We start from the raw sequence: 19,767 nt of genomic DNA, 5'->3' as shown, positions 1-19,767 counted from the left end.
ATAGGTAAATGAATAAATTTGTTTTATATCCAACATAGATGGTGTCGTATATAAAAGCAAATTTATTTTTAGTTTAAAAAAGACGAGGTCAAAATTAAAGGATGGCTTTAATTTTGCATGTCTTATTTACGTAATGTACTAATAGACTCTTAATTTTTACAATGTCAAAAATATTCACTTACCTACGAACTGACACGTTCAGAAAGAACTTAATATTAGCAATTGTCTTCTTTGTCATTCTATTCTTGGGCATATACTTTGGATTGGGCATCTACACCAAACATGACGAAGCTATTCCAGTACCTACGGTAAAAGGAATGACAATCGAACAGGCTATTGCTGCTTTAGAAAAGGCGGACCTTGACTACCAAGTAGACTCCGTGTATCAGATGGATGCAAAGCCAGGTCTGGTTATCGAACAAGATCCTGAAGCAGATTTCCATGTCAAAAGCGGCCGTACAATCTATTTAACTATCATTACCAAAAGTGCCCCTGAGACAGATTTTCCAAATATCATAGATAAAACCTTAATTGAAGCTACAGCGATTCTAAAAAACCATGGATTCCGTATGGGAGACACTACATACGTGGCAGATATTGCCAAAGATGTAGTACTGGATGTTAAGTTCGCTGGGCAAAAGTTAAAAGCTGGCCGAATGGTGCCCAAGGGCTCACGCATCGAACTCGTATTGGGTGATGGTCGTGGTGAAGATGAAATTAATATCCCGAACTTAATAGGCTTGACGCTTAGTGAAGCCAAATTTGCATTACAAGGTGTAGGACTTAACCTAGGTGTTGTCCAGTACCAAGGTGCTATAAGTGATTCTACCGCTGCTAGAGTTTCTGCCCAAACCCCAGATACCACAGGTGGGTTGGTGAGCTTGGGGACCCCCATCAATCTATCACTTTCACAACAATAAGAAATGACGTCAAACAAGAGAAAAATGCCTAAGTGGCTTGGAATTATATTAGCACTGATCATCATTGTCGGTGGGTATTTTGGATGGCGCTACTACGAAGCGTTTTTTGGCGCTAGCGTAACAGACCAGCAAGAGTACCTCTACATACGTGAGGGAGACAATTACGAAAAAGTACTCCGTACAATCACAGAAAAGGGTATCGTAGATAATCCCGATTTATTTGATGTGGCAGCGGGTAAGATGGATTATAAAAACAACGTAAAGCCAGGGCGATATAAATTGACTCCGGGGATGAACAATCGTCGTCTTATCGGCAATTTAAGGGGGGGATATCAAGAAGCTGTAAAATTTAGATTTGAAACGGTAAGGCTAAAAGAGAATTTTGCAGCATTGCTGGGCAAAAATTTTGAAGCGGACTCTACTGCTTTCATCTCCTTATTAAATGACCCAACTACAGCCGAAAAGTATGGATTTACACAGGAGAATTTCTTTTCGATGTTTATCCCAAATACTTACGAGATTTATTGGAATACTGCTCCAGAAAAGATGTTTGCCCGATTCCACGACGAATATAATAAGTTTTGGAATGAAGACCGTATGGCCAAAGCTCGGGCTATCAATTTGACTCCACAAGAAGTCAGTGTATTGGCTTCCATCGTCAAAGGTGAGGCGCTACATAAAAATGAGATGCCCACCATCGCGGGATTGTATATCAACAGATTGAAAAAAGGCATGCTTCTGCAAGCAGACCCCACAGTCATATTTGCAACAAAAGATTTTACAATTCGTCGGGTTTTAAATAAACATCTCCGGACAGAATCTCCATATAATACCTACCTCAATAGAGGGTTGCCTCCAGGACCTATCAGCCTGCCTACCATTGCTTCCATAGATGCCGTCTTGAACTATGAACACCACGATTTCATTTACATGGTCGCTAAGGAAGATTTTTCAGGATATCACAATTTCTCCAGAACTGAGAGCGAACATCTTGCCTATGCTCGTAAATATCAACAGAAACTGAATGAAAGAAATATAAAAAAATAAAAGGTAGATATCCATGTTTGTATTCGAGAATCAACTACGTGTAAGATATGCTGAAACGGACCAAATGGGCTATATGTACTATGGTAATTATGCTGCTTTCTATGAAGTAGCTCGTACAGAAATGCTACGAAGTACTGGAATATCGTACAAAGAACTGGAAGAAATGGGTGTGATGCTGCCTGTCTTGGAACTAAACTGCAGATATCTGAAACCAGCGCGCTACGATGAATTGATTACCATCAAGACAAAAATCAGGGTCAAGCCATCTATACGATTAAAATTTGAACACGAACTCTTTAATGAGGCCGGTGAACTCATCAATACAGGCTCGGCGGAGCTTGTATTTGTAGATATTGTCAAAAATAAACCCTGCCTACCTCCAGCTATTTTTCAAGAAAAAATGTCCGCTTATTTTGGAGATTAATGAACCGGTTTCATCATATATTGCTCTCTTTCAAACCATACGACCATTTTATCGAATGGACTAAGGGCGTAGTGCTTCCCGGCTTTGGCTCACTTCCTTTATATACGGTTGGAACGTTTTTTTTTCAGGAGATTGCTCGGGAATCCATTATAAATAAGGCTTCTTCTTTAGCATACAATTTTCTACTGGCTATGTTTCCGGCTATCATTTTCCTTTTTACATTGATACCCTACATACCCATTGACAATTTTCAAGAACAGCTATTAGAATTTCTAAAAGTAATCATACCGCACAATGCATTTGGTGTAATCCAAACTACCTTGGAAGATATTATCAAAAATCAGAATGGGGGACTTCTTTCCTTTGGTTTTGTCTTGGCAACGTTTTTCTCGACCAACGGCATGCACACCCTGATGTTAGCATTTAACAAAGCATCGCTGACGACTGAGAATAGAAGCTGGATCAAACAGCGCTTAGTGGCATTGGTTTTGTCATTCATCATTATCTTCGCGTTAACGGTGGGTATGAGTATATTTACATTTGCAGGCATTGTCATCAATTATTTGAAATCCAACATATCGGTAGACGCTTCTTGGTTCTGGACATTCATAATTAAGGCCGCAAGATGGTTAATTCTATTTAGCACATACTTCTTTACGGTAAGTTGTCTCTATAAATTTGGACCGGCTTCAAATCGCAAATGGAAATTATTTAGTCCTGGAGCTACACTTGCCACAATTCTTGCCATCCTCACCTTCTCGGGATTCGCATATTACATCAATCATTTCGGGGCATACAATAAGCTATATGGCTCAATTGGAACTATTATCGTCATCATGATTTGGATGTATCTCAACTCCCTTATCCTTCTTGTGGGCTACGAACTCAATGCCAGTATCGCGCTGTCCAAGCAAAGCATTAAAATAGTGAGACCACGCACCTATAATTCATTCAAGCCTGTAGATTAGACGCTACATTTTCAAAGATTGATAAGAGTCGGCTTAATAATAAAGCTTTATTTTGTATCTCTTTCGTCTTATGAAAAAAACAAATGTATCGTACCAAAAGAGTAATAGAGTAAGAAATCTACTTCTTTTCTCCACTATTGTTTTGTTTGCATTTATCGTGCTGGTCTTTCTCATTTCATTTCAACAATACCAGAATATTCAGAAGAGATTAGAAAACATCTATAGCTCCATCAATGAAGAAAACAGCGATTTTTCAAACATATTGACTAAATATAATGAAGCTGAGAATTATTTCCGTCTATTCTCGATAGATTTTGACAAGGAAAATTATCAAAAATATGAACACACATTATTGGATATTAATGGTGTGATAGACTCCATGTTGATTGTCTTTGAAAACAGTGACAAATCCTCAAGTTCATACAATGATAATATTGAACGACGACGACAAATAGCGGATGATTTCGTATTGTTAAGATTACGAATCACTGAGATACTTGACTTTTCTGATACGCTAAAAAACTACCCTCAATTACTTATTTACAACAAGGATTTTACTCCGCCCCCACCAAAAATCGAAAAAAAGAAAGTTCCTAAGGAGCAGTCATACGTAGTAATAAAGAAAAAATCCTTCTTCAAAAGGCTGTTCGACAATAAAGCGGATACCATTAAACTTCCCAATCTGGAGGCCATTGAAGTCGAACAACAACAGCTTGAACAGCAATATCAAACGCAAATAGTAAACGCTAAAAAACACACACAAGATAGGCTATCGGAACTTAAAAAATCATTTTACGACCTTAGACAAAAGGAAAGAGAATTACTATCTACAAATTTCGTACTCCTTTACGAGCTCAATAAAATCATTCGTGATGTACATGATAGGCAGATGTTACAAAAGCATGCCAACACGAGTACAGAAACCAAAGTGTTGTTTCAAAAAACAAATCAATTTAAATGGACATTGGTGAGTAGTATGATATTTATGTTTATCATGATTTGCTTTATTGCTTACTACCAATTATACAGCAATTATTATGAACGGAAACTGATCGAAGAAAAGCTATATGCCAACAATCTTGCAGAAGAAAAAACAGATACTTTGGCTGAAATTACACATGAAATTCGGACACCTATCAACTCCTTAATAGGAATTATAGATTTACTCAAAAAGAGAGGAGATCTTTACACCAATAAAGACCGTCTATTGCTTGAGTCGGCATATTCCAGTATCCAAAGTACTTCCAAAACCATAAATGACATTCTCAACCTCAGCAAAGTTGATGGGGCAGATAGTAATCTATTGCTCAGCGACTTTGATATCAACGAATTATTGATTGACGTTACCGAACAATATCGGAATCAGGCCGAACTCAAAAACTTGTCCTTAAAATATGTTATTGAAAAGAGCAAAAATACAGTGATACATTCGGATGAGTTCAAAATTAGGCATATCTTGAACAATCTTATTTCAAATGCTATCAAATATTCGCAAAAAGGAAATATCACAACAACAGTCAAGATTAACGATAAAAATCATCAATTACTCTTAATTGTCAAAGATGAGGGTATAGGAATTTCTGAAGACCTTGAAAAAACCATCTTCAGAAAATACTTCACCGTCAATAAGACCAACAAAGTAGAAGGTGGAGTGGGATTAGGCTTGTTCATTACGAAAAAACTGGCAAGTAGCCTTAAAGGAAAAATCAATTTTAACAGTGTTGTGAACCAAGGAACAATCTTCCGAATTGAGATACCAATCCCTGCCGCAAAAAGACCCAAGCTACCTAGCACTGAACGTGTAAACTCAATTGCTGAACTTGGGAAGGACATTTCTTGGTTGATTGTAGATGATAACGCATTGAATCTACTTTATATGAAGCAATTTTTTGCACAGCATCCATTTGTGGAAACTGCTACAAATGGAATTGAAGCATTGAAAATTATATTAGAAAAGAGAATTGATGTAGTCATCACAGATATCAATATGCCGCTGATGGCGGGAGACGAGCTCTTGGTGCGCATTCGGAAGGACGAAAAATACAACCATATATTCACTATAGCAACATCATCTGATAATGAACAAGTTAAAGCTCTCGAACTGAAACATGGACTAAAATTTGATGGTATATTAATCAAACCATTTAATGAAAAAAAACTAGTGGATACCATCCTATTGACCTTAAAATCAAGGTCTGAAGTGATTTAATAGTCCGACTTGAATCACCTTACAGTATGATTTCATCATAAAGTCAATATTTTTTTCACATAAATACTTGTTAATAAAAGTTTTTCGTATTTTTGCAGTCCCAACTGAGTTGGGAAAAGGAGATAAAATAATTAATGGCAAAAAAACAAGAAGCAGAAAAAGAGTTAGCAGCGAAAAACGCAGAGCTACACGGTGCTGACACCAAAGTGGTGAAAGACACAGAAAAAATTGAATCAGAAGCTGATTCGAAATTAATCGACGAAATCAAATCCAACACTTGGATTACACCTGAAGGTGAATTCGATTGGGATCTTGACGAGAAAAAATTCGGAAGCTACAGCGACGCAGAACGCACTAAATTAGAAGAGCAATATGCTGGAACTTTCAACCAAATCAACCAAGGGGAGATCATTGAAGGTATTGTAGTATCGGTTAACAACAAAGATGTTGTCTTGAACGTTGGTTTCAAATCAGACGGTTTAGTTGCACTTTCTGAATTCCGTGATCTACCTGACTTGAAAGTTGGTGACAAAGTTGACGTTTTTGTAGAGTCACAAGAAGATGCTAACGGTCAGTTGGTGTTGTCTCGCAAACGCGCTAAAACTCAAAAATCTTGGGAAGCTATCAATGAAGCATTGGAAAATGATGCAATCATCGATGGTTTTGTTAAGAGCCGTACTAAAGGGGGGCTTATCGTGGATATCAAAGGTGTAGAGGCTTTCTTACCTGGATCTCAAATCGATATCAAACCTATCCGCGATTACGACATCTACGTTGGTAAAACAATGGAATTCAAAGTTGTTAAAATCAACCACGAATTTAAAAACGTTGTCGTATCTCACAAAGTATTGATTGAAGATGATTTGGAAAACCAAAAATCTGAAATCGTTGCTAAATTAGAAAAAGGTCAAGTATTAGAGGGTACTGTTAAAAATATTACAGATTTCGGTGTGTTCATCGACTTAGGTGGTGTAGACGGACTTCTTCATATCACAGATATTTCTTGGGGTCGTATCGAGCATCCAAAAGAAGTGTTATCACTAGATCAAACAATCAACGTTGTTGTATTAGATTTTGATGACGAGAAAAAACGTATTGCATTAGGATTGAAACAACTATCTGAGCACCCTTGGGAGTCATTGGATAAAGACCTTGTGATTGGTTCTAAAGTAAAAGGAAAAATCGTAACAGTTGCTGATTATGGTGCTTTCTTAGAAATTATCCCGGGTGTTGAAGGATTAATCCACGTATCTGAAATGTCTTGGTCACAAAACTTACGTTCTCCACAAGAGTTCTTAAAAGTAGGTGATGAAATCGAAGCCGAAGTATTGACTTTGGACAGAGACGAACGCAAGATGAGCCTAGGTATTAAACAATTGACTCCTGACCCTTGGAAAAACATCACTGATCGTTACCCTGTAGGCTCACAACAAAAAGCTGTTGTGAAGAACATGACTAACTTCGGTGTATTTGTTGAACTTGAAGAAGGTATCGATGGTCTAATCCATATTTCAGATCTTTCTTGGTCTAAGAAAATCAACCACCCTAACGAATTCACTAAAGTTGGTGAAACATTAGAAGTTGTTGTTTTAGAATTAGATGAAGACAACAGAAAATTAAGCTTAGGTCACAAACAATTAGAAGAGAACCCTTGGGACACTTTCGAGACTATCTTTACAATTGACTCTGTTCACGAAGGTACTGTATTGAAAGTTGGTGAAAAAGGCGATATCGTAGCTCTACAATATGGTGTTGAAGGATTCTGTCCATCTAAACATTCTGTAAAAGAAGACGGTACTGCATTGAAAGTTGACGAAGTTAACCAGTTCAAAATCATTGAATTCAACAAAGAAAACAAACGCTTGGTTATATCTCACTCTCGTATTTGGGAAGATGAGAGAGCTGAAGCTCGTGTGGAAGAATTCAATGCACGTAAAAAAGAAGCAAAAGCGGCTACTTCTGCTGTGAAAAAAGTGAAAGACTCGGTTGAGAAATCTACTTTAGGTGACTTAGACGTTCTAGCACAATTGAAAGAGCAAATGGAAGGTGACGAAAAGAAATCTAAATAATTTTTAGATTATCCAATACTTCAAACCCCTAGTGAAATCACTAGGGGTTTTTTTATTTATATTAGCAGGGTATCCTAATCATATAAACACAATGGACAAGACCAATAAATGGAACAAAGAATTAGAACTATTGCATACCATCATACTAAAAGCACCTTTGATGGAAACAAGGAAGTGGGGAGGTCCCGTCTTCACTTATAATGGTAAAAACGTGATTTCATATGCGGGATTCAAAAACCATTTTGCATTATGGTTCTTCAACGGATCGCACCTGCCCGATACTGCAAATGTACTTACCGCAACGCAAGGAGAGAAAACTAAGAATCTACGACAATGGCGATTTACAAATCGGGAACAGATAGATGAAAAGATGATTCTAAAATATATCGATGAAGCAATTCAAACTGAAAACGCCGGACTAAGACCTAAACCAGGAAAAAAGGCCTATATTCCAATCCCTGAAATCCTACAAGCTGCCTTAACAGAGAACAAAAGTTTTGGAGAGGCTTTCTCAAGATTAAGTGCAGCTAAGCAAAATGAATATAACGAGTATATAGAAGAGGCCAAGCAAGAAAAAACTAAGTACACACGGATTGAAAAGATAAGACATATCATTTTAGAGGGCAAAGGCCTAAATGATAAGTACAAGTAGTGGAATAATACGCTACAAGCACATCTTTGCTCTTTATTAGAACACTGTCTTCCAATAATAATGCTCATCTTGGACAATGAGCAACTCTTCGTCCAATAACTTTCGAATGACTTTCAGTCTTATATCGTCATCTCCAATGGTCAACCGATCCACAAGATGATGTATCCCTAAGGGGCTATCAATGAGGAGATGCTGTATTTCATGACGAATCTTTCGTTCTTGATTATTTCGATGCTTCCTAGTCAGGCACAGGTCGCACTCGCCACATGCGGGAGTATTCTGCTCTCCAAAATATTGTAGGAGCGCAATACTACGGCACTCTTTAGCATCTAAATAATTATATATAGCCCTTAGTTGCTCTTCTTTAACCACCTTTCGCTCTTTGATGAACTGGGTATCAATGTAAAGGTTTTTATAATCGACACGATTTTGCAAGAATTGTAGCTGAGGAGCATCGGTAGACTTCAAATATGTAGCTACTCCTTGCTTTTGCAAATCCATTAGCATCTTAACGATTTCTTCATATGGCATCTTCAATTTCTTGGCAAATTCATACTCGTTGATATGGATATGAAAATCGAAAACGCCACCATACGACCGTAAGATAGCTTTAATCAGTCCATCAAATTTTGCATTACTGATTTGATACTTATACAACTCTTGATAGTCTATTTCAAACTTAAATCGGGCCGGTATAAATACCGCATCGGAAAGAGATACCCATCCATCTCTCTCCAAAAACTTAAGTGCACTCATGGTTTCTACCAAGTCAATTTTGTACTTCTTTGCAAATTCTATTACGTCAAAATCGAATATTGTCCCCTCTCCAGCACCGTAAGCTATCTGAAAATGGTTACAAAGATGATGGTAAGCTTGTTGGATAAATATAACCGAGGGAAATGATGACACCAAACTATTCCAGAGTCGATCGCGATCTTGCTGTTGATAAAGTAATACCGGAAAGGCTTTTTTACCATCACGCCCGGCTCTACCAGCCTCCTGGTAATAGGCTTCAAGAGAATCAGGAATATCCATGTGGATAACAAACCGTACATCTGATTTATCAATGCCCATTCCAAAAGCATTTGTCGCGACAATTACACGAGACTTGTTATTCATCCATTCATCCTGTTTTTGTGCACGTACTGAAGTACTCAATCCCGCATGATAATAATCAGCCGGTATTCCATGGTTAAGCAAGTGTCGGGCTATTTCTTGGGTTTCTCGTCGATTTCGCACATAGATGACCCCAGCTCCTCCCTGCTTCTGAATAATACGAATCATCCGTCCCCATTTATCTTCTTCTGATAATGCCATATAGCCCAAATTCTTCCGTTCAAAGCTCATCCTAAAAACGTGTGGTGCTTTAAATTGGAGCTTGTCTTGAATATCTTCCACCACTCTTGTCGTCGCTGAAGCCGTAACTGCTAGAAAAGGGATATCAGCATGTAATTCACGAAGTGATATCAGTTGAAGATAAGAGGGACGAAAATCATATCCCCACTGCGATATACAATGGGCCTCGTCGATTGCGAAAAGATTGACCTTCATATATCGAATGCGCTCCCTTACCAAATCACTATACAACCGTTCGGGCGCGAGATACAAGAACTTAATCTTGCCGAAGATACAATTGTCCAAAGTAATATCAACTTCTCTTGCCGTCATTCCCGAAAAAATAGCAACCGCTTCAATGCCTCGCTTCTTCAGCTGCTCGACCTGATCCTTCATCAAAGCAATTAAGGGACTGATGACTATACATATGCCTTCTTTCATGAGAGCTGGCACTTGATAACACAGGGATTTACCTCCGCCAGTAGGCATCAGCGCAAGGGTATCTCTCCCAGTTAGAATAGACTCAATTATTTCCTCCTGCAGCGGACGAAACGAGTCATACCCCCAATATTGCTGTAGAATTGCTTTGCTATTCATTTTTATCGTAAATCCTTATCCCAAACATAAGCAAAATTATTCTTCATCGTATAATAGGGAATCGCCAAAGAATCCAATTGACGAATATACTTCATTATTCTTTTATCAGAGCTTGATCCATCCAACAGCACCAACTTAGGAGACGCTTTAGGTATTAAGTCAGGCAGATCGACAGTGCTATTCCTACGTAAGAAAAGGATATCGGTTGTACTAAGAGTGTCGGGGATGTAAGGCCCTTCCAAAAGCATCAATCGGACATAGGGTGTTGCGATGAATAGATTTGACTTTTGCTTCGAAGCTAAGATTCGTTGAAAAACAATTCTTTCTTTTGAGGTGTAACCAAGTATATCGGGCAAAACGCGAAACGCCAATACCGGGTGGTACAGAGAGTCCAAATTTGAAAATAAGGTGACACGGCCTCTATCAATATATGCAACCGCTACATCACCTTTTACATTATAAAATTTTACCCCTTGGTAATTCTGATGGCTAATATCGTGATTAATCAGGGTTATATTTAGAACCAAAATAGATCCGACCAATGCCCATAGACCTGTCTTACTCCTAGTGTAATAGGAGACAAATAGACTACATATCACAACAAAAAACAAGCTAACTTGCAAACCATTGAATACAACGCCACGTGTAACTGCCCCTGGCAATGCACCTAAGAACTTCAATCCAGAAAGCATTACAACAATCAACTCATTTAGCAAATATCCCAATACTGTCCCCATGCTTTCAAAGGGCAAAATGGCTAATCCCATGCCTAGGTACATGATTAAAGACGATGGGATGGCTATAAGAAGGTTAGCAACTAAAAAATAATTGGGAAACTGTCCAAAGTAATATATGATAAGTGGTAGCGTAAATAATTGTGCACCCAATGAGACATAGCAATAAGTTAGTATACTTTGAATATATCTGTATTTGGGGCGGTAGATAGTATTCAAAACAGGGACGACCGCAACTATACCCAATACGGCCATATAAGACAATTGAAAGCCAATATCAGCTAATTGCTTGCTGTCTACAATCAACATAAAGAACGCAGAGGCTGCTATCGTATTATAGATATTTGACCTTCTACGTATGAGGGTAACCACGATATAAAACGAAATCATAATGGCGGCCCTTATCACAGGAGCCGACATACCAGTCATAATTGAATATGCCCATACACACAATAGTATAATCAGCGTACGAATTATTGCCCCTCCCTTTATCCTATCCATCCAGGACAGCAACCAGACTAAGATTCCAAAGACCAATCCAACATGTAGACCTGAAACGCTCAAAAGATGGATCGTGCCAGTATCGTTGAATGCACTGATAATCTCTTCGTCCATGTGAACACGATACCCCAATATTACGGCCGAGGCCACATGAAATGCTTGAGGATCTAATATATAGTTTCTGAATTTTTCGACTAGATTATCCCTAACTTGAAAGGCAAAAGCTTGCAAGCTATTTCCTTGATTATGTCTTCGTATCTGAATTTGGCTTGTCTCCAAAAAACTTTGATACCAAATATTTGAATAGGAAAGATATCGCGCATAGTCAAACTCGCGAGGATTGGATGGGCGTGCTACTTCTTTGATATTGTTACGAAAAATAATCTCATCTCCATATTTCAAAATTTGAGAACTATCAACACCTGAAATGGTCATCATTAACATCCCCATTCGAGATATTTCCAGACTGCCATCTACTCCTCCAACTATGCGAATAGGACATCGCAGTAAATCCCCCTTCAGTCGTGGCTCATCATCCACGATGCCAATCAATAACTTATCATCAAAGTGAGCAAAATGATTAGGATGATGGATAGGATTTTTACTAACGATATTATATATACCCAAAAACAACAACAATACATAAAGTGCGAATACATATAGTCTCTTCCATAAGCGCTTACTACTTAAGAAAAAACTGAGGATGAGTATTATAACGATGATAACGCTTATTGCTTCAAGGTAGAAAACAGGAAATGATATGTCCTCTACTACAAACCCTAGCCAGATCCCTATCATAAGAAAAAATACGACTTTAATAAGTGGGACATGTTTAGGCGTGTAGTATTCCATATCTATTAGAATTTTACCCTTAATTGCAGCTTTATATCCGACTTTCGATTTCCAGCAATCTCATCCAACCCACTTCCTATTCGATCTAAGTTCCTATAGTATGTAGCTCCATACCGAGCCCATACATCTACTGCGCGTGTAATTCGGAACCTACAATTGGCATAGGTTCGGATACCAGTATGATAATATATCGGGAACGACGAGGCATACAAGACGTCATTCTCATATGCATAAATTCGTGAATTATAACCATTCGTATCAAAATAGGCCAATCTCATATTGACCCTTACACGCTTGTTCCTATTATTCCAGAAGAAGTCTTGATATACTAATAATCCACGCTCAGATGGAACAAATTCTTTTTCGTAGTAAGTCCCCTCGACGCGACTGCGAACAGTCCAATGCTCGGACAATTTCATTTGAAATTCAATGCGAGATTGATAGCGTTTGACATCAGCAAGGACAGGCCCACTTACTGCCAAAACGTTTCCATTTTCTTGCTGCTTACGGTGTCGAAATCGAAATGAAAGCTTGCCTCGCTTGTACCAAGAATACGAAAATTGAGAAAACACATCATATCCTTCGGTAGGACCATCTGCTCTATACCGCAACCATGGAAATTTAAAAACATCCACGTAATTGACCCATTCTATCGCTCGCGATGGATGGAAGACAACCCCTGTATACAGTCCCTGTTCATTATTGACATTCCCTCCCTCTCCAGGTCCTTGTCCAAAAAACTGATGATAATTTTTTTGATAATAACGATGCAAAGCTACAAAAGACAATCTAGGGCTTAGACTCGCTACCGTACCATTTGTAAGCGCTATCCCACTACCTAGACTATGAGCAACCTCTCCAAATACAAACACATTTCTAAATGTATACTGATAATAAGTAGTCCAGTTAGTCAAACGCTGTCCACGGAAGGCAAATTGGTTACGCATCAAGTCGGAAGGCGTGATGATTCCGTTATAATGGGTCTGAAACGCCGCAAATCCTACTTTCAATCGAGACAAGCGATATACTAGATTAGCACCATATACCATCTGATTAACCGCATTTCTATTTCGCAATTCTGTAGGTGTACGATGTAGGCCAGAGTGGGATATAGCCAGGATACTAGGCACGGAGTCTGTAGATGACATATTCCCACTCAACTTGTTGAATGAAAAGAAGGGAGTAAGCTGAAAACGTCCAAATTCAAAATCTCCTGCAATTCCTCTCAAAAAATTAGACTCATTCAAGGAAGTATAAGCTTTCAGACCAGAAGCTTGCTTAGCCATACCCTCTATCCATGCCCCTTTACCAAAACTGAGTCCGTTCCACATGGCCAGTCCCTGTCCCAATTGTAATGCATAGTCTCCTATCACAAGATGTCGGAGAGTTCCTTTCAATTTAAGAGAGAGGCTTATAGAGTAATAATCAAATCCGTATTTCTGCTTTTCTTTCAAAAAGGGTTCGCCGGCATCCTTATCCATATTTACAGCCAATCGAATTGTATTTTTATAATCCATACGGTACCGTAGCGCTAGGCGATTAGGATCCCCTAAATACCGGGACATCGTAGTATCCTCAATTTGATATCCCTTTGGTAGCTCGAGTCCCCTTCCATACCGCAGCATGACTTCTTGTTGTGCTTCATTCCACAATCTTCGCCAACTCATATCCTCCAAGTGTGAAGGAGCACTTACCGTCACAAAGGGCAAAAGTCGTTGTAAGCTTTGGCTGTCAAACCCTTCGACCCCTTGGAGTTCCAGCGGAGATAGTATCCTTCCCGAAGCCTTTCGATGTGCAATAATATTAGCAATCTGTATTGGGCTAAGAAAAAAAAGAGCCGCTAAATCCTGTTCGCTTACGCTATTCAAATCAAGTGGATGATTTACGAGGCGTCGTAATCGTTCTGTAAGTTCGGAGACATCGATGTCATCATCCGCAATCTCCAATAACTGTTCTACAATTAATTCCTCCGCTTCCTCACTTAGCTCCTGCGCATGAACGGATAGCGAAAGAATGCACATGTAAAACAATCCAATGATTCGAAATCTACAATACATAGGCCAACGCTATTTGGGGGGACGTGCCCAATCTAGGATGAAAGGAAGACGATAAGTCAATTGTAATATTATTCAAAACAAATCCCACTCCACCGTAGTATTGGAGGGGATTTGAAGACACGCCCATCCTGATTAGAAAAAAGGGAGATATAGCGTAGGCCAATCCACTTCTTATAAAAAAATGATGTTCTAAATCATGAGCCAAATCAACATTGACATTTAAAAATTGGGAAACAAAATATTCCATTCCCAACACCAACTCTCTGCCTATACGTTCGCTGACGCTATTATCAAACTTAGCTCCGCTAACATTACGGAAGAGCGCACCTACCTTAAGGCTATTCTGGACTGAATACTGTAGTCCGAGATCCGCAGACAACGTCTGCCCTCCACCATATGTTTGGACATGTTTTCGATGATAATTGGCAGATATTGAGGCTTGAAAAACAGTTCCAAAGGACCGAGCATATGAAAGATTGCTCCGAAGGAATGAAGTTACCGATGGTATTCCATAATTGTGTATGGCCAAACCAATAGCTCCCTTTCTCGCCAATGGTATTCCCAGATAAGCTGCTTGTGTCTGAATATCGGATTTTAGAACATGTTGTTGATAGGCAATTGCAGCCGTTACTCCTTCCAACATGACCAATCCAGCTGGATTGGCAGTCAAACTGTAAATTCCTCCTTGCCCTACGCCAGTATTCCCCATCCCTAGAAAGGGTGCTGCACTAAAATCTTGCCCAAATACTTCAAGAGAAATTAACATCAAAAACATTAACTCCTTAACTCTCATGATTTAGAAATTGGTCTAATATAACATGAAGTTAAAAAATATTTTTAAAATAAAAAAGCCTGCTGAATACTCAACAGGCTTTTAGTATAGTTAATCGGCTAGCGATTAGATGTCAATCTTTGCATATCGAGCATTTTTCTCAATAAATTCACGACGAGGGGCTACTTCATCTCCCATCAACATAGAGAATATACGATCGCATTCCGCAGCATTTTCTATTGTAACTTGACGTAATGTCCGATGTTCGGGATTCATGGTTGTCTCCCAGAGTTGCTCTGCATTCATCTCTCCGAGACCTTTATAGCGCTGTACATGTACACTATCTTCCTTACCAGCTCCCTTTAATCGTTGAATAGCATTCAAGCGTTGGTCTTCTGTCCAACAATACTCAGACTCCTTACCCTTTTTGACAAGATATAGTGGCGGTGTAGCGATATAAATGTATCCATTTTCAATCAGTTCCTTCATATACCTGAAATAGAAGGTCAAGATTAAAGTAGCAATGTGGCTACCATCCACATCGGCATCCGTCATGATCACAATCTTATGATAACGCAATTTCTCAAGATTTAAGGCTTTTGCATCCTCAACAGTACCCACACTAACCCCCAGTGCTGTAAACATGTTCTTGATTTCCTCATTCTCATAGATTTTGTGCTCCATAGCTTTCTCCACATTCAGAATCTTACCTCTCAATGGCATAATAGCTTGAAACTTACGATCGCGACCTTGCTTAGCAGTACCACCCGCCGAATCTCCCTCGACAAAAAATATCTCACATTTTTTAGGGTCATTATCGGAACAGTCGGCCAGTTTACCTGGAAGTCCAGACCCACCCATGACAGTCTTACGTTGTACCATCTCACGCGCCTTACGTGCAGCAGCACGTGCTTGAGCAGCGATGACAACCTTTTGAACAATTATCTTGGCTTCTCGTGGATTTTCTTCCAAATAGACACTTAAAATTTCCCCCACAGCTACGTCCACAGCTCCCATGACCTCGTTATTTCCAAGTTTGGTCTTTGTTTGTCCTTCAAATTGAGGTTCCGCAACTTTGACCGAGATAACTGCTGTCAATCCCTCCCTAAAGTCGTCGCCTGCGATCTCCACTTTTAGATTCTTCAACAAGCCTGAATCTTCCGCATATTTTTTCAATGTGCGAGTCAGCCCCCTTCTAAATCCTGCAACATGAGACCCACCTTCAATTGTGTTAATATTATTCACGTAAGAGTGTACGTTCTCGGAATAGGTATCGTTATATTGCAAAGCCAGTTCAACAGGGATTCCCTGTTTGATTCCTTCAACATAAATTGGGGACGGAATTAATGACTGTCTATTACCGTCCAAGAATTCAACAAACTCCTGTAAACCTCCTTCAGAAAAGAATACGTCGCCTTTCAAAGAGCCATCATCCAATGTCTCTCTTTCGTCGACAATTGCCAAACGAATACCTTTATTCAAAAAGGCTAATTCACGAAGTCTGTTAGCCAATGTATCGTAATTATAGACCGTTGTAAGGGTAAAGATTTCGGGATCTGGATGAAACGTAACTGTAGTACCAGTTTCGTCACTTTCTCCAATCTCTTTAACGTCATACATTGGTTTTCCTTTTTCGTATTCCTGCTTGAATATTTTTCCCTCACGTCTTACCTCCGCCACCAGAAGCGTAGAAAGTGCATTCACACAAGATACCCCGACACCATGTAATCCTCCAGAAACCTTATATGTATCTTTATCAAACTTACCACCTGCATGCAGCACTGTCATGACAAGCTCCAATGCAGATTTGTTTTCTTTTTTATTTATTCCTGTTGGGATACCACGACCATTATCCCGAACAGAGATGGAGTTACCTTCGTGGATAGTCACCAATATATCGTCACAATATCCGGCAACCGCCTCATCGATAGAGTTATCAACGACTTCATAAACCAAATGGTGTAACCCCTTGACACCCGTATCACCAATATACATGGAAGGGCGTTTCCGCACGGCTTCTAAACCTTCTAATACCTGAATATTGTCGGCTGAGTATGTGGATAAATTCTTGTTTTCTTCGCTCATGTAAGATTATTCTATGATTTAGTTCTATATTCAAAAATACGAAATTTTAACCACATTTACAAGTGATTAATCCCCCCTTCGAACACGACCTAAACCCCTAACAACAAGATATTTGACACATATTTTCAAGAGAATTATCATCTAAAAATAAGATTTTGATTTTTTTATAGTAGGTTTGTTACTTCAAATATGACAACGACAAAACAAATGAATAAATTTTTAACAACTATTTCGAAAGCAACACTAGGTGTTATTATCGCAACGGCTGCCATCTCTTGTAATCAGAATGCTTCAAAACCAACAGGGTCTACAGACTCTTCGGCTTCGAAGGAAAGCTCATCTTCCTCGTCCGAAAAAATCGTGTACATAAATGCGGATACATTATCTGAAAAGTACGAGTACTTCAAGGATATCAAAGTCAAGATGGAAGCCAAAGTGAAAAAAGCACAAACGGATTTACAATCGAAAAGTCAGGCTTTTCAACGTGAAGTTGCCGATTATCAACAAAAAGCTGCCACGTTAAGTGCTTCTGAGCGTCAAGCAACGGAAGAGAAACTCGCCCGTAAACAAGATGAGCTAGGTCGCTTGGACCAGAATGCTTCGGCATCTATACAACAGGATGAAGCGACCGAATTCAACAATGTATACAACAGCATTACCGAATACTTAAAGAAGCACGCTTCTGAAAAAGGTTACAAATTGGTATTGACCTATTCTAAGTCAAATCCTACAGTTCTTTTTGCAGACGCTAAATTAGAAATTACTAATGAAGTTGTTGAGGCCTTAAACAAGGAGTACAAAGCGACAAAGAAGTAAGTAAAAGATAATACCCTACGAACAAAAGGTTAGTCAAAAAGACTAGCCTTTTTTAATGACCGATTATTTGCATAATCACAGCATCGTCATTATCTTGTACAAACAATTATCTCCGATATGACAGAAATACTGATAGAGGATGAAAAACTTCCATACATATGGATAGACATTACTAATCCGACTCGAGAAGATTTTAAGGACCTAGCCACTCAATACAATCTTCATGAAGCTTCTATAAAAGACTGTCTTGAAGTAGGGCACCTTCCTAAAATAGAAGAATTCGAAACTTATCATTTCTTAATCATTCGTTCCATTCCTCAAAAATTTGAGGAGACCTCAGACACATTGACCGAGATTACCGACCGAGTTTCCATATTCTTTAATGAAAAATTCATCATTACGGTACACCGCAATGAAATACAATACCTTAATAACATAAAAAGGGCGGATCGCACAAACAAAAAATTCAGCAATACAAAAAGCCTTATTAATTTCATCACTTCGGAGTCGTTGAAAACATTTGAGAATCTAGTCATCACAGAACTCAACGAACGCCTAGATGAATACGAGGAGATTGTCTTCCTACACAGCAAGAGAAAACCTTTCTTAAAACGGCTGTATTATCTTAAGCGGCAGATTGATGTGATTCGAAATATATTGGCCCTGTGCAAAGATATTGTGGATTACTTCCATATGCCTGAGTACAAGAATATTTATACACAAGACCTGAGAGACCTCTATGTGCGGACATCCACACTATATCGTAACCTTAGTGAAAATACTAGTCAGCTCCTCTCCGTATATTTCAACATAGAGTCCAACCACACTAACGAAATCATGCGCACCTTGACGATCATATCGGTATTCTTCATGCCGCTAACATTCATCGCTGGAGTGTACGGGATGAATTTCAAGAATATGCCCGAGTTGGAGTGGTATTATGGCTACCCGCTATCACTTCTGATAATGGTATTTGTAGCAGTATTGATTTATTATTGGTTTAAAAGAAAAAGATGGATGTAACTATTTCTTTTTAGGTGTTGTTGCCACAAAATCTTTTAAGTAATATGGCTCAAAATATGCCACATCTTCAAACTCCTTCCGACTCAGTTTGATTGTAGCTCTAGAGGTTAGAAATGCTGCTGAATTCAAAAAATTATCGTGTACCGTTAGATTTTCTACTTCCTTGTACAAGGCGTCAAATTTAGCAGCACCAGAGCCAAACAAATGGACCTGCTTACCCGCTTTAATCCAAGCATCAAATGAATGCTCATCAATGATATTAGCTCCGATCGGCTCCAAATCTCCTCCTACCTGATCAACCATACAAGAATATACCTCCATTCTACGGGCATCTATCATCGGACAAAAGATATGAACACCATCTTCACTAGAAAAGCGTTCCTTGAAACCATCATACATCGCATACAAAGTATTAACAGCTATCAATGGAATATCCAAAGCATAGCACAAACCCTTGGCGACTGAAACACCGATCCGAAGCCCTGTGTATGACCCCGGTCCCATACTCACCGCCACCGCCGACAAATCATGTAGAGTGATGGACACCTTTTCAAGAACCTGTTCTACAAATACTGTCAAATGCGATGCGTGAATATTATCTGCTAAGGCCTCTACTGTAGCGATTATCTGGCCACCTTTACTTATGGCAACCGAACATACAGGGGTAGCTGTTTCAATCTGTAAGATAAAGTTGTTATTCATTTAC

The 19,767-nt window shown here is 39.0% G+C and carries 15 protein-coding genes; 9 read left to right on the top strand and 6 right to left on the bottom strand.

The window, feature by feature from the left end; translation table 11 throughout:
* Nucleotides 1-161: 161 nt before the first annotated feature.
* The 7 genes from OQ289_RS04595 to OQ289_RS04565 all read left to right on the top strand — a co-directional run bounded on the left by OQ289_RS04595 (nucleotide 162) and on the right by OQ289_RS04565 (nucleotide 8,289).
* Entirely contained in the window at nucleotides 162-920 is a 759-nt protein-coding gene (locus OQ289_RS04595; protein ID WP_033564870.1) for a PASTA domain-containing protein, read from the top strand.
* Nucleotides 921-944: 24 nt separating this feature from the next.
* Nucleotides 945-1,967, top strand: a complete 1,023-nt coding sequence (mltG, locus tag OQ289_RS04590) for an endolytic transglycosylase MltG (protein ID WP_270089607.1) — start codon at nucleotides 945-947, stop codon at nucleotides 1,965-1,967.
* 13 nt (nucleotides 1,968-1,980) lie between these two features.
* Complete coding sequence (locus OQ289_RS04585; protein WP_270089606.1) at nucleotides 1,981-2,391, top strand: acyl-CoA thioesterase; 411 nt, start codon at nucleotides 1,981-1,983, stop codon at nucleotides 2,389-2,391.
* Nucleotides 2,391-3,359 (top strand): YihY/virulence factor BrkB family protein, encoded by a 969-nt coding sequence (locus tag OQ289_RS04580; RefSeq protein WP_270089605.1) that lies wholly within the window; start codon nucleotides 2,391-2,393, stop codon nucleotides 3,357-3,359. The genes OQ289_RS04585 and OQ289_RS04580 overlap by 1 nt, the downstream gene beginning before the upstream one ends.
* A 70-nt stretch (nucleotides 3,360-3,429) precedes the next feature.
* Nucleotides 3,430-5,568 (top strand): hybrid sensor histidine kinase/response regulator, encoded by a 2,139-nt coding sequence (locus tag OQ289_RS04575; protein ID WP_270089604.1) that lies wholly within the window; start codon nucleotides 3,430-3,432, stop codon nucleotides 5,566-5,568.
* A gap of 134 nt (nucleotides 5,569-5,702) precedes the next feature.
* Entirely contained in the window at nucleotides 5,703-7,637 is a 1,935-nt protein-coding gene (rpsA, locus tag OQ289_RS04570; protein ID WP_033564865.1) for a 30S ribosomal protein S1, read from the top strand.
* 91 nt (nucleotides 7,638-7,728) lie between these two features.
* Nucleotides 7,729-8,289, top strand: coding sequence for a YdeI/OmpD-associated family protein (locus tag OQ289_RS04565; protein WP_270089603.1), 561 nt, complete (start codon nucleotides 7,729-7,731; stop codon nucleotides 8,287-8,289).
* A 36-nt stretch (nucleotides 8,290-8,325) separates the two neighbouring features.
* On the opposite strand, the gene OQ289_RS04560 is transcribed toward OQ289_RS04565, so the two are convergent.
* From OQ289_RS04560 to gyrB, 5 genes are all read right to left on the bottom strand, one after another.
* Nucleotides 8,326-10,221 (bottom strand): RecQ family ATP-dependent DNA helicase, encoded by a 1,896-nt coding sequence (locus OQ289_RS04560; protein WP_270089602.1) that lies wholly within the window; start codon nucleotides 10,219-10,221, stop codon nucleotides 8,326-8,328.
* Nucleotides 10,222-10,223: 2 nt separating this feature from the next.
* Nucleotides 10,224-12,308: a ComEC/Rec2 family competence protein gene (locus OQ289_RS04555; protein WP_270089601.1), complete on the bottom strand. Its 2,085-nt coding sequence runs from the start codon at nucleotides 12,306-12,308 to the stop codon at nucleotides 10,224-10,226.
* A 5-nt stretch (nucleotides 12,309-12,313) separates the two neighbouring features.
* The gene (locus OQ289_RS04550) at nucleotides 12,314-14,365 is read right to left on the bottom strand and encodes a helix-hairpin-helix domain-containing protein (RefSeq protein ID WP_270089600.1); all 2,052 of its coding nucleotides are present in this window, start codon (nucleotides 14,363-14,365) and stop codon (nucleotides 12,314-12,316) included.
* Nucleotides 14,355-15,158 carry a DNA-binding protein gene (locus tag OQ289_RS04545; protein ID WP_270089599.1) on the bottom strand — a complete coding sequence of 268 codons (804 nt, stop codon included), beginning with the start codon at nucleotides 15,156-15,158 and terminating at the stop codon, nucleotides 14,355-14,357. The genes OQ289_RS04550 and OQ289_RS04545 overlap by 11 nt, the downstream gene beginning before the upstream one ends.
* 105 nt (nucleotides 15,159-15,263) lie before the next feature.
* A complete protein-coding gene (gene gyrB, locus OQ289_RS04540; protein ID WP_270089598.1) occupies nucleotides 15,264-17,222 on the bottom strand; it encodes a DNA topoisomerase (ATP-hydrolyzing) subunit B in 1,959 nt (652 codons plus the stop codon).
* A gap of 207 nt (nucleotides 17,223-17,429) precedes the next feature.
* Here gyrB and OQ289_RS04535 point away from each other — a divergent pair, with 207 nt between their 5' ends.
* Complete coding sequence (locus OQ289_RS04535) at nucleotides 17,430-18,038, top strand: OmpH family outer membrane protein (protein ID WP_270089597.1); 609 nt, start codon at nucleotides 17,430-17,432, stop codon at nucleotides 18,036-18,038.
* 117 nt (nucleotides 18,039-18,155) lie between these two features.
* A complete protein-coding gene (locus tag OQ289_RS04530) occupies nucleotides 18,156-19,061 on the top strand; it encodes a magnesium transporter CorA family protein (RefSeq protein WP_033564858.1) in 906 nt (301 codons plus the stop codon).
* Here OQ289_RS04530 and tsaB read toward each other — a convergent pair whose 3' ends face one another.
* Complete coding sequence (gene tsaB / locus OQ289_RS04525) at nucleotides 19,062-19,763, bottom strand: tRNA (adenosine(37)-N6)-threonylcarbamoyltransferase complex dimerization subunit type 1 TsaB (protein ID WP_270089596.1); 702 nt, start codon at nucleotides 19,761-19,763, stop codon at nucleotides 19,062-19,064.
* Nucleotides 19,764-19,767: the final 4 nt, after the last annotated feature.

Origin of the sequence: Sphingobacterium sp. SYP-B4668, assembly GCF_027627455.1 — a bacterium.
In the GTDB taxonomy this organism is placed as follows: domain Bacteria; phylum Bacteroidota; class Bacteroidia; order Sphingobacteriales; family Sphingobacteriaceae; genus Sphingobacterium.
The sequence above is the reverse complement of the archived record's forward strand: the minus strand, read 5'-3'. Positions and strand labels throughout refer to the sequence as shown.

What these genes read in the sequence shown, in the direction of transcription:
- OQ289_RS04595 (WP_033564870.1), top strand. Translation starts at nt 162, where the DNA reads ATGTCAAAAATATTCACTTACCTACGAACTGACACGTTCAGAAAGAAC.
- mltG (WP_270089607.1), top strand. Translation starts at nt 945, where the DNA reads ATGCCTAAGTGGCTTGGAATTATATTAGCACTGATCATCATTGTCGGT.
- OQ289_RS04585 (WP_270089606.1), top strand. Translation starts at nt 1,981, where the DNA reads ATGTTTGTATTCGAGAATCAACTACGTGTAAGATATGCTGAAACGGAC.
- OQ289_RS04580 (WP_270089605.1), top strand. Translation starts at nt 2,391, where the DNA reads ATGAACCGGTTTCATCATATATTGCTCTCTTTCAAACCATACGACCAT.
- OQ289_RS04575 (WP_270089604.1), top strand. Translation starts at nt 3,430, where the DNA reads ATGAAAAAAACAAATGTATCGTACCAAAAGAGTAATAGAGTAAGAAAT.
- rpsA (WP_033564865.1), top strand. Translation starts at nt 5,703, where the DNA reads ATGGCAAAAAAACAAGAAGCAGAAAAAGAGTTAGCAGCGAAAAACGCA.
- OQ289_RS04565 (WP_270089603.1), top strand. Translation starts at nt 7,729, where the DNA reads ATGGACAAGACCAATAAATGGAACAAAGAATTAGAACTATTGCATACC.
- OQ289_RS04560 (WP_270089602.1), bottom strand. Translation starts at nt 10,221, where the DNA reads ATGAATAGCAAAGCAATTCTACAGCAATATTGGGGGTATGACTCGTTT.
- OQ289_RS04555 (WP_270089601.1), bottom strand. Translation starts at nt 12,308, where the DNA reads ATGGAATACTACACGCCTAAACATGTCCCACTTATTAAAGTCGTATTT.
- OQ289_RS04550 (WP_270089600.1), bottom strand. Translation starts at nt 14,365, where the DNA reads ATGTATTGTAGATTTCGAATCATTGGATTGTTTTACATGTGCATTCTT.
- OQ289_RS04545 (WP_270089599.1), bottom strand. Translation starts at nt 15,158, where the DNA reads ATGAGAGTTAAGGAGTTAATGTTTTTGATGTTAATTTCTCTTGAAGTA.
- gyrB (WP_270089598.1), bottom strand. Translation starts at nt 17,222, where the DNA reads ATGAGCGAAGAAAACAAGAATTTATCCACATACTCAGCCGACAATATT.
- OQ289_RS04535 (WP_270089597.1), top strand. Translation starts at nt 17,430, where the DNA reads ATGAATAAATTTTTAACAACTATTTCGAAAGCAACACTAGGTGTTATT.
- OQ289_RS04530 (WP_033564858.1), top strand. Translation starts at nt 18,156, where the DNA reads ATGACAGAAATACTGATAGAGGATGAAAAACTTCCATACATATGGATA.
- tsaB (WP_270089596.1), bottom strand. Translation starts at nt 19,763, where the DNA reads ATGAATAACAACTTTATCTTACAGATTGAAACAGCTACCCCTGTATGT.